At 73.0% G+C, this 14,114-nt stretch carries 12 protein-coding genes and 1 tRNA gene; 8 read left to right on the forward strand and 5 right to left on the reverse strand.

All coding sequences use genetic code 11. The features are described 5' to 3' along the window. Positions 1–267 precede the first annotated feature (267 nt). Positions 268–2,010 (forward strand): MFS transporter, encoded by a 1,743-nt coding sequence (locus tag ABZ716_RS15880; RefSeq protein ID WP_358811406.1) that lies wholly within the window; start codon positions 268–270, stop codon positions 2,008–2,010. A gap of 55 nt (positions 2,011–2,065) precedes the next feature. Then, positions 2,066–2,287 (forward strand): hypothetical protein, encoded by a 222-nt coding sequence (locus ABZ716_RS15885; RefSeq protein WP_358959461.1) that lies wholly within the window; start codon positions 2,066–2,068, stop codon positions 2,285–2,287. Between the two features lie 65 nt (positions 2,288–2,352). On the opposite strand, the gene ABZ716_RS15890 is transcribed toward ABZ716_RS15885, so the two are convergent. After that, positions 2,353–2,425: transfer RNA gene (locus ABZ716_RS15890), tRNA-Arg, on the reverse strand. A 210-nt stretch (positions 2,426–2,635) separates the two neighbouring features. On the opposite strand from ABZ716_RS15890, the gene ABZ716_RS15895 reads away from it, so the two are divergent. Then, positions 2,636–3,853, forward strand: a complete 1,218-nt coding sequence (locus tag ABZ716_RS15895; RefSeq protein ID WP_358959463.1) for a cytochrome P450 — start codon at positions 2,636–2,638, stop codon at positions 3,851–3,853. Here the strand turns inward: ABZ716_RS15895 and ABZ716_RS15900 are convergent. Together ABZ716_RS15900 and ABZ716_RS15905 are read right to left on the reverse strand one after the other, a co-directional pair. After that, a complete protein-coding gene (locus ABZ716_RS15900; protein WP_358959465.1) occupies positions 3,819–4,298 on the reverse strand; it encodes a RidA family protein in 480 nt (159 codons plus the stop codon). The genes ABZ716_RS15895 and ABZ716_RS15900 overlap by 35 nt on opposite strands. A gap of 26 nt (positions 4,299–4,324) precedes the next feature. Next, on the reverse strand, positions 4,325–5,602 hold the full coding sequence (locus ABZ716_RS15905) for a M6 family metalloprotease domain-containing protein (protein WP_358811328.1): 1,278 nt from the start codon (positions 5,600–5,602) through the stop codon (positions 4,325–4,327). A 306-nt stretch (positions 5,603–5,908) separates the two neighbouring features. Here ABZ716_RS15905 and ABZ716_RS15910 point away from each other — a divergent pair, with 306 nt between their 5' ends. The 4 genes from ABZ716_RS15910 (at position 5,909) to ABZ716_RS15925 (ending at position 10,564) form a co-directional block, all read left to right on the forward strand. Further along, complete coding sequence (locus ABZ716_RS15910; protein ID WP_358959467.1) at positions 5,909–6,553, forward strand: TetR/AcrR family transcriptional regulator; 645 nt, start codon at positions 5,909–5,911, stop codon at positions 6,551–6,553. Positions 6,554–6,695: 142 nt separating this feature from the next. After that, complete coding sequence (locus ABZ716_RS15915) at positions 6,696–8,249, forward strand: MFS transporter (RefSeq protein WP_358811326.1); 1,554 nt, start codon at positions 6,696–6,698, stop codon at positions 8,247–8,249. A 198-nt stretch (positions 8,250–8,447) separates the two neighbouring features. After that, positions 8,448–9,209, forward strand: coding sequence for a class III extradiol ring-cleavage dioxygenase (locus ABZ716_RS15920; RefSeq protein WP_358811405.1), 762 nt, complete (start codon positions 8,448–8,450; stop codon positions 9,207–9,209). A gap of 377 nt (positions 9,210–9,586) precedes the next feature. Further along, the gene (locus tag ABZ716_RS15925) at positions 9,587–10,564 is read left to right on the forward strand and encodes a sigma-70 family RNA polymerase sigma factor (protein WP_351882639.1); all 978 of its coding nucleotides are present in this window, start codon (positions 9,587–9,589) and stop codon (positions 10,562–10,564) included. A gap of 61 nt (positions 10,565–10,625) precedes the next feature. Here the strand turns inward: ABZ716_RS15925 and ABZ716_RS15930 are convergent, their stop codons facing one another. After that, the gene (locus ABZ716_RS15930) at positions 10,626–11,588 is read right to left on the reverse strand and encodes a YafY family protein (protein WP_358811404.1); all 963 of its coding nucleotides are present in this window, start codon (positions 11,586–11,588) and stop codon (positions 10,626–10,628) included. 59 nt (positions 11,589–11,647) lie between these two features. On the opposite strand from ABZ716_RS15930, the gene ABZ716_RS15935 reads away from it, so the two are divergent. Then, a complete protein-coding gene (locus tag ABZ716_RS15935) occupies positions 11,648–13,216 on the forward strand; it encodes an MFS transporter (RefSeq protein WP_351882643.1) in 1,569 nt (522 codons plus the stop codon). A gap of 83 nt (positions 13,217–13,299) precedes the next feature. Here ABZ716_RS15935 and ABZ716_RS15940 read toward each other — a convergent pair whose 3' ends face one another. Further along, positions 13,300–14,094, reverse strand: a complete 795-nt coding sequence (locus ABZ716_RS15940; protein ID WP_358959471.1) for a DUF6227 family protein — start codon at positions 14,092–14,094, stop codon at positions 13,300–13,302. Positions 14,095–14,114 lie beyond the last annotated feature (20 nt).

Here is a 14,114-nt window from a genome sequence, read left to right on the forward strand (position 1 = left end):
CCGCGTCGCCCGCCCCCGCCCGCGCCCCCTCCTCCCGCGCTCGCCGCCCCCCGCCCCGGCGGCCCCGGGCGGCGCCGCGCGGCGCCCGCCCCCCCCCCCCCGCCGCGTCCAGGAGCCGGCGCGACACGCGGGTGTCGTGCCGGGAAGAGAGCATCGGTCGTGACCACAGCAGAGCAGCACAGACCCGGGGGCCGCGTCCCCGGACAGAGACGGCACCCGTCCGACGACGGACCGTCCGACGACGGTCCCGGGGCCGGCGGCCGCGCCCTGGGCTGGGCCCGCCGCCACCCCGTGCCGGTCGCCGCCGCCGTGGCGGCCGTCCTCCATGTGGTCTGGTTCTTCTGCTTCGCCAACAGCGGCGGCGACCTGGCCGCACAGGACGCGTGGGCGGAGTTCGTCGGCCGGCACCCGGACACGGCGTACAACCTCGCCTGGTACGGGGGGATGCACCCGGTCTCGTACAGCGTCGTCTCCCCGTACGTCATGCACATGCTTGGCGTCCGGACGACGATGATGATCGCCGGGACCTGCTCGGCCGCCCTCCTCGCCCTGATCCTGACCCGCTGCCGGGGCGCCGTCCGGCAGCCCCTGTGGCCCGCCCTGGCCGGGGTGTACGGGCTGCTGTGCAACGCCCTCTCGGGCCGCGTCACCTTCGGGCTGGGCAGCCTGTTCGCGCTGGGGGCGGTGGCCGCCGTCTTCTGCTGGCCCCGCAAGTGGGCCCGCCGGCGCTGGGCCAAGGCCGCCGTCGCCGCCCCCCTGGCGGCGCTGGCCACCGCCGCGAGCCCGGTCGCGGGGCTGTTCCTCGGGGTGGTCGCGGCCGCGCTGTTCCTGAGCGGGCGGCGCCCGGGCGCGTACGCCCTCGGACTGGCGCCGGCGGCGGTGGTCGGACTGTCGGCCTGGCTCTTCCCGTTCTCCGGGACCCAGCCGATGAAGTTCGGCTCCGCCTGGGTGCCCTTCGTCTTCGGGCTGGCCATCGCCTTCCTCGTACCGAAGCGGTGGAAGACGGTCCGGATCGCCGCCGCCGTCTACACCCTCGGGGTGTTCCTGACCTGGGTGATCGACTCCCAGGTGGGTTCGAACGTCACCCGCATGGTGATGCTCTTCGGCGGGGCGGTGCTGCTCGCGGCCCTCCCGTACGAGGTGCCGCGCACCCGGCGCTGGTACGCCCTGCTGCTGGCCTTCAGCGGGCTGACCTTCTGGATCACCGTCAACAGCATCACCGACATCGTCCGCACCACCCCCCTCGCCGCCTGGAACCGGGAGCTGGCCCCGCTGGTCGACCAGCTCCAGAAGGCCGGCGCCGACCGGGGCCGGGTCGAGGTGGTCCCGGCCAGCAGCCACCGCGAGTCCTCCGCCTTCCCCGCGTACGTGAACCTCGCGCGCGGCTGGAACCGCCAGGCCGACCTGGAGCGCAACCCGCTCTTCTACGACGACACCCTCACCGCCGACAGCTACCGCGACTGGCTGGAGCGCTGGGCGGTGCACTACGTGGTCCTGCCCGCCGACCAGCCCGACTCGGGCGGGGCGGCGGAGGCGCAGCTGCTGCGCGGGGGGCTGCCGTACCTGCGGCAGATCTGGGGGGACGCGAACTGGCGGCTCTTCCAGGTGGACGACCCGACCAGCATGGTCACCGGGCCGGCGCGGGTGGTCCGGGCGGGCGCTGACCAGCTGGTCCTCGACGTCTCCGCGCCCGGCCGGGTCCTGGTGCGGATCCCGCACTCACCGTGGCTGGGCCTGGTGGACGGCGCGGGCAAGGCCGTGGAGCCCCCGCAGGAGACCCCGGCGTCGAAGGCCCGGGGCGCGGCGGGGTCGAAGGCGCCGAAGGAGTACGCGAACACCGCCGGCTGCCTGTCCAAGGCGACCGCCGACGCCGAGGGCGACACGTGGACGGAGCTCCTGGCCCCGGCGGCGGGGGAGTACCGCATCGCGGCGAAGTACCAGCTCCCCCGGGGTACGCCCTGCCCGGAGGAACTCCTCCGTCGGCCCGTTACGCCCCATCCGGGTGCATAGGGGGGCATCTCTGCATAGGATCCCAATTAGTCCACTCGAAGGAGTTGATGACGGGATGAGCAAAGAGCAGAACCAGGACGTCCAGGCCGCTGTCGCGAAGGCGGTGGAGCGCCTCCAGCTCCAGACCCGGCGCGACGCGGGCCACGGCCCCGACCACGGCTTCGAGGGCCCGCTCCACACCAAGGTGAAGGGCGGCGCCCACACCAAGGCATCCCTCAAGCGCTCCGGCACCCCCCAGGGCGACCGCATCGGCGAACGCAGCAAGGGCCTCAGCTGACCCAGGCCCCCGCCCCCCACACGGAAGACCCCCGGCCGCTCCCGGCCGGGGGTCTCCTGTCACTGTGCCCCCGGCAGGATTCGAACCTGCGACACCCGCTTTAGGAGAGCGGTGCTCTATCCCCTGAGCTACGAAGGCGGGGCCTCGGTGGAGGCCCGGAGCTGCCGTGGAGGCGGCCCAGGCACAGCGTAGCGGATCAGGTCGGGGCTCCGTCGGCCGTCGGCGGGGTTGGGCCGGAGGGGGACGCCGGTGGGGTGGGGGTGGTCGTGATCATGGCGGTGGGGGTGGCCCGCATAATCGGGGTAGGGGCAGCGCCGTACGTGAGGGGGAGATGTGACGGGTGCCGGGTTGGCCCAGCCGTTCGGGGCGGGGTTCCAGGAGGATCCGTACGGGGTCTACGCGCGGCTGCGCGCCCAGGGGTCCGTGCATCGCGTCGCGCTGCCCGACGAGGCGCCGGTGTGGCTCGTGACGCATGAGGCCGATGTGCGTGCGGGGCTGGCCGACGCCCGGTTCTCCGTCGACAAGCGGCATGCGCGGGGCGGGTTCCAGGGGTTCTCGCTGCCCCCGGCGCTCGACGCGAACCTGCTGAACGTCGGCCCCGAGGACCACCTCCGGCTGCGCCGCCTCGTCGCGCAGGGGTTCACCCCCCGCCGCGTCGAGGGGATGCGCACGGCGGTCCGGGCGGCGGTCGACGCGTGCGCGGACCGGCTCGTCGCGCGGGTGGAGTCCGACGGGGTCGCCGACGTGGTCGCCGAGTTCGCCGGGCCGCTGCCGCTGAAGGTCATCGGGGACCTGCTGGGCGTGCCGCAGGAGGCGTACGGGCGGTTCGCCGGGTGGATCGCCACCATGCTGGTGCCGGGCAGCCGCGAGGAGCTCGCGGGGGCGGTGCGGGAGGTCCACCGGTTCCTCGTCGAGCTGGTCGCCGCGCGCCGCGCCGCCCCGGGCGAGGACGTCCTGTCGGGGCTGGTCGCCGCGCGCGACGCCGGGGACCGGCTCAGCGAGGACGAGCTGGTCTCCCTCGCCTTCCTGATCCTGATGGCCGGCAGCGAGACCGTCCAACACCTGATCAGCGGCGGCCTGTTCACCCTCCTGACGCACGAGGAGGAGCTGGAGGCGCTCCGGGAGCGCCCCGGGCTGCTGCCGGAGGCCGTCGAGGAGCTCTTCCGGTACGCGGTCCCCAACCACAGCGCCATCCGCCGCTTCCCGACCGAGCCCGTCGAGATCGGCGGCGTACGGATCCCCGCGGGCGACACCGTGCTCTTCTCGCTCGCCTCCGCCCACCGGGACCCCGCCCGCTACCCCGAGCCCGACCGCTTCGACATCGGCCGGGCCGACAAGGCGCACCTGGCCCTCGGGCACGGGGTGCACTACTGCCTCGGCGCACCGCTGGCCCGTATGCAGGTCACCCTCGCACTGGAGGCCCTGCTCCGGCGGCTGCCCGGGCTGCGGCTGGCGGTGCCCGCGGACGAGCTGCGGTGGAGCACCACGTTTCGGTTCCGGGCGTTGCGCGCGCTGCCGGTGACGGGGGCGGTCACACCCCCATCGGGGTGTGCAGTTCCACGGTGAGTTCCAGTTCCACCGGGGCGTCCAGGGGCAGGGCGGCGACGCCGACCGCGCTGCGGGCGTGGATGCCCGCGTCGCCGAAGGCGGTGCCGAGGAGTTCGCTCGCGCCGTTGATCACGGCCGGCTGGCCGGTGAAGTCCGGGGTGCAGGCCACGTAGCCGACCACTTTGACCACCCGTTTCACCGCCGACAGGTCGCCCGCCACCGAGGCCACCGCGGCGAGGGCGTTCAGCGCGCACCGCCGGGCCAGTTCGGCGCCCTGCTCCGGGGTGACCTCGCCGCCCACCTTGCCGGTGCGCGGCAGTGCGCCGTCCACCATGGGCAGCTGGCCGGAGGTGTACACGTAGTGGCCGCTGACCACCGCCGGGACGTACACGGCGACGGGCGGGGCGACGGGGGGCAGGGCCAGCCCGGCGGCCGCCAGGCGTTCCTCGGGGGTCGTGTTCATGGGCGGGGGCTCCTCACGGACGGGGGTCAGGGGCGGGTGACGCGGATCCGGTAGCCGCCGCCCGGGAGGGCCGCCACCACCGAGACGGTGATGCGGGCCTTCTCGTCGGTGAAGCTCTCGCCCGGCCGGAACGGCGCGTCCGACAGTTCGGCGTGCACGTTGGGGCGGCGCGTGCAGCCGCCGCTGCCGGTCGCGCTGTCGGAGACGGTCACCGGCCCGCGCCCGGTGTCCACGTCCGAGTCGACCTTGTAGATCAGTACGCCGGGCTTGCAGACGGCCTCGTCGTTGCCGGCCCGGGTGCGGACCTCGATCGCGTAGCCGGCGCTCTCCGAGAGGGGGACGAAGGCCAGTTTGGTGCCGCCCGCCGAGGCGAGGGGGGTCAGCAGGTGTTCGCTGGTACCGGGCTTGGCGGCGCAGGAGATCTGGGATCCGTCGAGCCAGCCGAGCTTCCACTTGTGCCAGCCGAGGAGGTCGTTGTTGGCGCCCCAGTCCTCGCTCATGATGTCCCAGTGCCCGACCGTGCCGCCGCCTTCGGAGGTGTAGAGGTCGGGGAGTCCGAAGACGTGCCCGTTCTCGTGCGGCAGGACCCGGTAGCCGGTCTCGCGGTAGGAGCCGGAGCCGTCGTCCTGCCGGCTGTAGACGAAGGACGTGTTCGCCAGCGGCACCCCGTCGGCCATCGGGGCCTCGCCGTTGCCGGAGAAGGTGACGGACAGGACGGTGTCCAGGGCGGAGGGGCCGGCGTTCGGGGTGACCAGGACGTTGATCAGGTCGTAGCGGCTGAAGTCCACCTCGGGGTCGGCGGCCCGGGCGATGTGCTCGACGAGCTGCCGGTAGCCCGGCTCGTAGGCGGAGCCGCGCTCGATGCCGTACGCCGAGAAGGGCATCGGCATCCGCAGCCAGCCCCGTATCGGGGCCTCGGCCCGGTAGGTCAGCCGGCCGTAGGAGCTGGTGCGGAACCACTCGGAGGTCTGGGGGAAGAACTCCGCCAGCCGGTCCATGGCCGAGCCCTCGCCCTTGGCGTCGGGGAAGTCGATCATCAGGTTGAGGGCGCGGATCTCGCCCGTCGAGCGGGAGTACCCGGGTGCGGTGGGCAGGCCCTCCGACAGCTGCACGCCCATGGTCGCGGAGATCCGGCACGGTGCCAGGGCGGATTCGGCGCTGGTGGCCTTGGGGCCGGAGGTGGCGTGTCCGCGGGTGGGGAGGCCGCCGCTGGCGGTGGCGGTGACCCCCAAGGCCAGGGCGGTGAGGCCGATGAACGCGCTGGTGCGGCAGGGCCTGCGTATCCGGTGGCGGGTCTGCGGCATGGAGCTCGCCTTCGGGTGCGCGGCAGCCGGCCGGGTCCGGACTGCTCTGTGCGCTCACCCTCCGACGGCTGCGACACGCCCGCGCGTCGAAAGCGGCCGAATGGGACGAAAGTGCAGGGATCGGGTGTGGTTCAGCTCACACGGAGGAGTGAAATAACCGGGGACTGGTTCCCCGTTTGGAAGAGAGTCCCCACAAGCGGGGAGCAGGTCCCCGGTTCGGGGGCGGCTCGCCGGTTCGGGGGACCGGGTCCCGGGTCCTGGGACCGCTCACACATCCGTACGAGTTCCAGCCCAGGGAGGCCCGGAATGCAGAGCGCCACCGTCACGCGGGTACCCAAGCCGCGCGCCGACGCGGTCCGCAACCGGGAGCGGATCCTGGGGGCCGCCCGGGAGATGTTCGTCGAGTACGGCGCCGACGCCCCCCTCGACGAGATCGCCCGCCGGGCCGGCATCGGCAACGCCACCCTCTACCGGCACTTCCCCGACCGGGCCGACCTCGTCCACCACGTGGTGCTCTACGTGATGGACCGGGTCACCGCCCAGGCCGAGGACGCCCTCGCCGAGGAACCGGACGCCTTCGCCGCGCTCTGCCGCTTCGCGCACGCCGCCGTCGACGAGCGGATCGGCGCCCTGTGCCCGATGCTCTCGGACGGCTTCGACCACGACCACCCCGAACTCCTGTCCGCGCGCGAGGCGTTGGGGGGAGCCGTGGAGGAACTGGTCACCGCCGGCCGGCGCGCGGGGCTGCTCCGCGCCGACATCGGCACCGGCGACCTGATGCTCGCCCTGTCCCAGCTCGCCCGTCCCCTCCCCGGGACCGACTGCACCATGGTGAGCGGGTTCGTCCACCGCCACCTCCAGCTCTTCCTCGACGGGCTGCGGGCCCCGGCCCGCTCCCAACTCCCCGGCACCGCCGTCACGTTGCAGGACCTGAGCCGGAAAACCATGTGACGCGGCGCCCCCTCGTTCAGTAGCCTCGAAAACTGCCACTTTTCATTTCATTTCATCTCATCACCCTTCAGTCATTCCGCGGTCCTCGCGGAGCCTTTCTGCCTTCCCGTCTTTTTCGCCGTTCAGTGAAGTGGGTACCCCCATGTCCAAAACAGCCGCGTCCGCCTCGCCGGCTGCCGCCGCCCTCGCCGATCCCAGTCGCTGGAAGGCCCTGGTCTTCATCGCGCTGGCGCAGCTGATGGTCGTCCTCGACGCGACCATCGTGAACATCGCCCTGCCCTCCGCGCAGACCGACCTCGGCATATCCGACGGCAACCGCCAGTGGGTCATCACCGCCTACGCCCTGGCCTTCGGCGGACTGCTCCTCTTCGGCGGCCGCATCGCCGACAAGTGGGGCCGCAAGAACGCCTTCATCACCGGTCTCGCCGGCTTCGCCCTGGCCTCCGCGCTCGGCGGCGCCGCGAACGGTGAGGCGATGATGCTGGGCGCCCGCGCCCTCCAGGGCGCCTTCGGCGCGCTGCTCGCCCCGGCCGCGCTCTCCCTGCTGGCGGTCACCTTCACCGACGCCAAGGAGCGCGCGAAGGCGTTCGGCATCTACGGCGCGATCGCGGGCGGCGGCGGCGCCGTCGGCCTGATCCTCGGCGGCTTCCTGACCGAGTACCTCAACTGGCGCTGGACGTTCTTCGTCAACATCCCCTTCGCGATCGTCGCGGCCGCGGGCGCCTGGATGGTCATCCGCGAGCCGGCCGGCACCCGCAACGGCGCCCGCCTCGACATCCCCGGCGTGGTCCTGTCGACCCTGGGCCTGGTCTCGCTCGTGTACGGGTTCACCCGCGCCGAGTCGGCCGGCTGGACGGACGCGGTCACCGTGGGGCTGTTCGTCGCCTCCGTCGTCCTGCTCGCCGCCTTCGTCGCCGTCGAGTCCAAGGTGAAGTCCCCGCTGCTGCCGCTGCGCGTCCTGCTGGAGCGCAACCGCGGCGGTGTCTACCTCTCGCTGGGTCTCGCCGTCATCTCGATGTTCGGCCTGTTCCTCTTCCTCACCTACTACCTCCAGGTCGTGAAGGGCTTCTCGCCCGTCAAGACCGGCTTCGCCTTCCTGCCGATGATCGCGGGCATGATCACGGGCTCCACCCAGATCGGCGCCCGCCTCATGACCCGGGTCGCGCCCCGGCTGCTGATGGGCCCGGGCTTCCTGCTCGCCGCCACCGGGATGCTGCTGCTGACCCAGCTGGAGGTCGGCTCCTCCTACCCGGCGCTGATCCTGCCGGCGCAGCTGCTGCTGGGCCTCGGCATGGGCACGGCGTTCATGCCGGCCATGTCCCTGGCCACGTACGGGGTGAACCCGGCCGACGCCGGCGTGGCCTCGGCCATGGTCAACACCTCGCAGCAGGTCGGCGGCGCCATCGGTACCGCGCTGCTGAACACCATCGCTGCCTCGGCGACCACCGCGTACCTGACCGACCACGCCGCCCAGGCCGCGGCGGGCGGCTCCGCGGGCCGGCTGGTGCAGGCGCAGGCCATGGTGGAGGGCTACTCCTCGGCGATCTGGTGGGCCGTGGGCATCCTCGCGGTCAGCGCGACCCTCGCGTTCACCCTGATCACCACCGGCCGTCCGGGCCAGGGCGGCCCGGTGGCCGCGGGTTCCGGCGCGGACTCCGAGGAGGCCGAGTTCAAGGTCCCGGTGATCGCCCACTGACGGGGGCGCCGCTGGTACGGGAATGACTGAGAACCCCGCTTCGTTCAAATTTGAACGAAGCGGGGTTAGTCTTTTCGGGTGAACCCGTACGCCTCCCCGTGGACGACGTACCCGCACGACGTACGACGACGGCCCGAGGAGCGCCCCGTGACCACAGCCGCCACCCCCACCCCCACCCCCACCCCCACCCCCACCCGCATGCCAGCCCTGTACCTCAGCCACGGCGCGCCCCCGCTCGCCGACGACCCGCTGTGGCCCTCCGAACTCGCCGCCTGGTCGGCGGCCCTGCCCCGGCCGCGCGCCATCCTGATGGTCTCCGCCCACTGGGAGGAGGCCCCGCTGGCCCTCGGTGCCACCGAGCCGGCACCGCTCGTCTACGACTTCTGGGGCTTCCCCGAGCACTACTACCGGGTCCGCTACGAGGCCCCCGGCGCCCCGGAGCTCGCCGCCTCGGTCCGCGCCCTGCTGAAGGCCCCCGGCACCCCCGTCCAGGACATCCCGGACCGCGGGCTGGACCACGGCGCGTACGTCCCCCTCGTGGAGATGTACCCGGAAGCCGACATACCGGTCCTCCAGATCTCCCTGCCCACCCTGGACCCGGCCCGCCTGATGGACCTCGGCCGCAAGCTGGCCCCGCTGCGCGACGAGGGCGTCCTGATCGTCGGCAGCGGCTTCTTCACCCACAACCTGGCCGCCCTGCGGCACACCGGCCCTGGGGTCCCCGGCTGGTCGGCGGAGTTCGACGCCTGGGGCCGCGAGGCCCTGGCCGCGCGCGACATCGACGCCCTCCTCGACTTCGAGGCCAAGTCCCCGGCGGGCCGCCTGGCCCACCCCCGCACGGAACACTTCGCCCCCCTCTTCGTCACCCTCGGCGCCGCCGCGTCCGACCTCGGCGCCCAGACCACCCCGGTGGACGGCTTCTGGATGGGCCTGTCGAAGCGCTCGCTGCAGTTCGGCTAGGAGACCCTCACCCGGACGGGTGCGCGGCAGGCAACCGGAAACCGGTGCGGGCCGTCTTGCGGGGTAGGAGAGCGGGCTGTGGGCGCTGTCGGGGCGGATGTGCCGGGTGTGACGGCCGTCTCATCGCCGGCGTGGCCGCGCGGATCGCCCCGGGTACCCCGGAGCGGGTCTGACCTGCGCCTCTACGGGTTCTCGCGGCCCGCCGGACCCCCCGGGAGGGCGGCGCGGCGGGGCAGGATACTGCAAGATCCCGGAAAAGAGGGAGGCGTGTGGGAATTCTGTCCCGATTCCAGTCGTTGTTTCCCTCGGAAGCGGGCACTCGGGAGAGTGTCCGAAGACGCACCGCGACCGTTCATCGCATCGCAAGGGAGCACCGCATGGCAACCCGCGCCGTCGCCCGTCGTCAGTCCACGAGCAGCGCCCGCGACGCGGGCGGGGAGATCGTCGACCGCGACCTGGTCGGCATGTACCTGGACGAGATCGCGCGCACCCCGCTGCTGGACGCCGCGCGGGAAGTGGAGCTCTCCCAGATCATCGAGGCGGGCGTCTACGCCCGGCAGATCCTCGACGGCGAGGTCGAGCGTGACGGGGAGACCCCCGCGCGCGAGGAGCTGGAGGCCCTGGCCGCCGAGGGGGAGCGGGCCAAGGAGGTCTTCATCCGGTCCAACCTCCGCCTCGTCGTGGCCGTCGCCCGCCGCTACCCGCGCAGCGGGCTGCCCCTCCTCGACCTGATCCAGGAGGGCAACGCCGGCCTGGTCCGGGCCGTGGAGAAGTTCGACTACACCAAGGGCTTCAAGTTCTCCACGTACGCCACGTGGTGGATCCGCCAGGCCATCACCCGGTCCATCGCCGACCAGTCCCGCACCATCCGCCTCCCCGTCCACCTGGTGGAGGAGCTCGGCCGGATCCGCCGGATCCAGCGCGAGTTCAACCGCGAGAACGGCCGCGACCCGGAGCACGCCGAGATCGCCGCCGCACTGGACACCACCGAGAAGCGGGTCGGTGACGTCCTGGACTGGGCGCGCGACCCGGTCAGCCTCAACATGTCGGTGGACGACCAGGGTGAGACCCAGTTCGGCGACCTTCTGGAGGACACCGCCGCGATCTCCCCCGAGCAGTCGGTGCTCGCGCTGCTGCGCAGCGAGGAGCTGGAGGACCTCCTCGGCAAGCTGGACCAGCGCACGGCGTCGATCATCAAGATGCGCTACGGCATCGAGGACGGCCGCGAGCGGACCCTGACGGAGGTCGGCAAGCAGCACGGGCTGACCCGCGAGCGGATCCGCCAGATCGAGAAGCACGCGCTGCTGGAGCTGAAGCGGATGGCCCGCGACACCGGCTTCGACGCGGTGGCCTGACCCCCCTCCCCCCCCCAAGACGAGCCCCGGCACCTACCCCCCCAGGTGCCGGGGCTCCCCCCTACCCCGGCGCCCCGCCGCCCGACGCCGCCCCCGCCAGCCGGGCCGCCAGCGCGCCCGCCGCCCGCGCCAGCAGCTCCGGCCCCCGCACCGTGAACTCCAGCCCCGTCAGCGCCATCCGGGCCGCCAGCCACTCCGGCGAGTCCCCGCTCTCCAGCCGCACCCGGGACCCGTGCCCCTCCGCCACCGCCTCCTCCCGCAGCCACCCCGGCAGCTCCTGCGGCGGCGCCGCGAAGAAGACGTCCGCCCGGTAGGTCTCCGCGCCCCGCAGCCCGCGCCGGACGAACTCGGCCGCCTCCATCGGCAGGGGCCGCGGCGCGAACCGGGCCCCGGTCGGGAAGGGCTCGCTCACCCGGTCCACCCGGAAGGTGCGCCAGTCCTCCCGCTCCAGGTCGAAGGCGACCAGATACCAGCGGCTGCCCGTGCTGACGAGCCGGTACGGCTCCACCAGCCGCCGCGAGTCCGCCCCGTCCCGCGCCCGGTACGCGAACCGCAGCCGCTCCGGGCCCGCCACCGCCGCGGCCATCGCCGTCAGCGTCCGCGGATCCACACTCGGCCCGTCGCCCCGGGTCACCGCCACCGTGGCCGACTGCAGCGCCCCCACCCGGTGGCGCAGCCGGGCCGGAAGCACCTGCTCCAGCTTGGCCAGCGCCCGTACGGACGCCTCCTCGACCCCCTCGATCGCATGCCCGGCCCCCGCCCGCAGCCCCACCGCGATGGCCACGGCCTCCTCGTCGTCCAGCAGCAGCGGCGGCATCGCCGCCCCCGCCACCAGCCGGTACCCGCCGACCGCGCCCAGCGTGGCCTCCACCGGATAGCCCAGGTCACGCAGGCGCTCGATGTCCCGCCGGATCGTCCGCGCGCTCACGCCCAGCCGCTGCGCCAGCTCGCTTCCGGGCCACTCGCGCGGCGTCTGGAGCAGGGACAGCAGGGTGAGCAGCCGGGCCGGGGTGTCGTTCATGATGCAAGATTGCCAGGTAAATAGGACACACTCTGGCCTACATCCCGTCTACGTTTCTCCCCATGAGCACCGAGACGCCCACAGCATCGCCCGAGCGAGAAGACGGGCCCGTACGAGAAGAGGGGAACGCGGACGCCGGAGCAGCACCGGGCGACGCCCCCGCCCCGGCCACCCCCGACGCCCCGGCCGACCGCCTGCGCTGGCTGGCGCTCGCCATCGTGATGACCGCGTCCTTCATGGACCTGGTCGACGTCACGATCGTCAACATCGCGATACCCAGCATGCGCCAGGACTTCGGCGCCTCGACCAGCGCCATCCAGTGGATCACCGCCGGCTACGCGCTCGCCTTCGCCGCCGGCCTGATCACCGGCGGCCGTCTCGGTGACATCTACGGCCGCAAGCGGCTCTTCCTCGTCGGCGTCTTCGGCTTCACCGCCGCCTCCCTGCTCTGCGGCATCGCCGCCGACCCGGCCATGCTCGTCGCCTCCCGCCTCCTCCAGGGCGGTATGGCGGCGATGATGGTCCCGCAGGTCCTGGCGATCATCCACGTCACCTTCCCGCCGCACGAGCGCGGCAAGGTCTTCGGCATGTTCGGCGCGATCGTCGGCCTCGGCGCGGTCTCCGGTCCGCTGCTCGGCGCGCTGCTCACCGAGTGGAACCTCTTCGGTCTCGAATGGCGCACCATCTTCCTGATCAACCTGCCCGTCGGCATCGCCGCCGTGATCCTCGGCCGTAAGTTCATCACCGAGTCCAAGGCCCCCAAGGCCCTGCGCCTGGACCTGGCCGGCGTCGTCCTCGCCACCCTCGCCCTGGTCCTGCTGATCTACCCGCTCACCCAAGGCCGCGAGAACGACTGGCCGCTGTGGGGCTTCGTCTGCATGATCGCCTCACCCGTGGTCTTTGCCGTCTTCATCGCCTACGAGAAGTACAAGATCAAGAAGGACGGCTCCCCGCTCGTGGAGCTCTCCCTCTTCCAGGTCAAGAGCTTCGCCGGCGGTATCACCGTCCAGCTGGCCTTCGGCCTGGCGACCGGCATCTTCTTCCTGGTCTGGACGCTCTACATGCAGATGGGCCTCGGCTGGAGCCCGCTGCGCGCGGGCAGTACGGGGATCCCGTTCTCCATCGCCGTCTCCGTTGCCGCCGGCCTCTCCGTCGAGAAGCTCGTCCCCCGCTTCGGCCGCAAGGTGCTCCAGGCCGGCGCGCTGATCATGGCCGCGGGGCTGCTCCTGTACATCTGGGAGTCGCAGCGCTACGGCATGGAGATCGCCTCCTGGCAGATGGCCGCTCCGCTGATCGTCATGGGCGCCGGCATGGGCCTGATCGTCGCCCCGCTGAACGACACCATCCTGTCCCAGGTGCCGCGCGAGCACGCCGGTTCGGCCTCCGGCCTCATCAACACCACCGGCCAGATGGGCAACGCCCTCGGCCTGGCGCTGACCTCCGTGGTCTTCTTCGGGTCCATCGACGACGACCGCGTCCTCGGGGTCCCCTACGTCGAGGCGTTCCGCGGCGCGCTGTGGTGGGTCGTGGCGGTACTCGTCCTGATCTTCGCGGTGATGTTCGTCCTGCCGCGCAAGCAGGTCCCGCTCTCCGAGCGCGAGGGCGCCGTCGAAGCGGCCGTCCAGGTCTGAGCCGACGGGTTCCCCCGCCACGGCGGCCCGCCGCCCGGCCCCGCGCGGCCAGGGCGACGGGCCGCCGTCAAGTCGCGGCGGCGTTACCGGACGCGGGTGCGCAGTTCCATCGCCCCGCGGGCGGCGGCCTCGGTCGCGTACACCTCGCACATGTGCCGCCCGTCCGGCGTGGCCGTGTGCTCGACCTCCCACAGGCTGAGCTCGCTCCCGTCCAGCAGGACGAAGGCGTGCTCGTACAGGCTGAACCCGGCGTCCCGCCCGTCGGCCAGGCAGTGCCGGCCGCCGAACGCCTGGGTGATCTGGTGCGCGTACGCCGACCGCAGCAGCGCGGCCGTCTCCGGCCCGGGGCGGTCGGCGTTCTCCGCGCGCCGCAGCACCCGGCGGGCGTGGTCGGCGGACTCCTCCCCCGTGTAGGCGCGGTGGCGCTCCCCGGGGCCGGGGGCGGCGAACAGGGCGCTCAGCAGCGCCAGTTCCTCCTCCACTCCGTCCGCGTCCGCACCCCAGCCCGGCTCCTCGGGGCCGTCCGGCCCCAGGGAGGGGGCCGGTACCACGGCGGCCTCGCCGAACAGCCGGGCTCCGGCCAAGGAGAGCTCCTCCCGGCTGGCGAACACCTCGTGCCGGGCGTCGCCTTCGCTGCTCAGCCGGTACACCAGCTCCCACAGGGACACCGTCTCGCCGTCGGAGAGCAGGTAGGTGTGCCGGTGGGTCTCCCGCCACACGCCCGCCGACGGACTGTGGTGCGTGGTGTAGAGGGAGGAGCTGTGGGCGAGCGCGGCAGCGAGGCGCTCGACCAACGCGTCGGGAAGGTCGAAGGAGTTGAGGGCGCGGCCCAGGAGTCGGTCGAGGTGGGCCTCGGTTGTCTCGTACGGATCGCTCAAGGTGGGCTCCAGGCCGTCGC

Origin of the sequence: Streptomyces sp. NPDC006687 (assembly GCF_040636215.1) — a bacterium.
Lineage (GTDB): Bacteria > Actinomycetota > Actinomycetes > Streptomycetales > Streptomycetaceae > Streptomyces.

Excerpts from the sequence above, each read along its gene's own strand:
- ABZ716_RS15885 (WP_358959461.1), top strand. The coding sequence starts at position 2,066 with ATGAGCAAAGAGCAGAACCAGGACGTCCAGGCCGCTGTCGCGAAGGCG.
- ABZ716_RS15900 (WP_358959465.1), bottom strand. The coding sequence starts at position 4,298 with ATGAACACGACCCCCGAGGAACGCCTGGCGGCCGCCGGGCTGGCCCTG.
- ABZ716_RS15905 (WP_358811328.1), bottom strand. The coding sequence starts at position 5,602 with ATGCCGCAGACCCGCCACCGGATACGCAGGCCCTGCCGCACCAGCGCG.
- ABZ716_RS15910 (WP_358959467.1), top strand. The coding sequence starts at position 5,909 with ATGCAGAGCGCCACCGTCACGCGGGTACCCAAGCCGCGCGCCGACGCG.
- ABZ716_RS15915 (WP_358811326.1), top strand. The coding sequence starts at position 6,696 with ATGTCCAAAACAGCCGCGTCCGCCTCGCCGGCTGCCGCCGCCCTCGCC.
- ABZ716_RS15920 (WP_358811405.1), top strand. The coding sequence starts at position 8,448 with ATGCCAGCCCTGTACCTCAGCCACGGCGCGCCCCCGCTCGCCGACGAC.
- ABZ716_RS15925 (WP_351882639.1), top strand. The coding sequence starts at position 9,587 with ATGGCAACCCGCGCCGTCGCCCGTCGTCAGTCCACGAGCAGCGCCCGC.
- ABZ716_RS15935 (WP_351882643.1), top strand. The coding sequence starts at position 11,648 with ATGAGCACCGAGACGCCCACAGCATCGCCCGAGCGAGAAGACGGGCCC.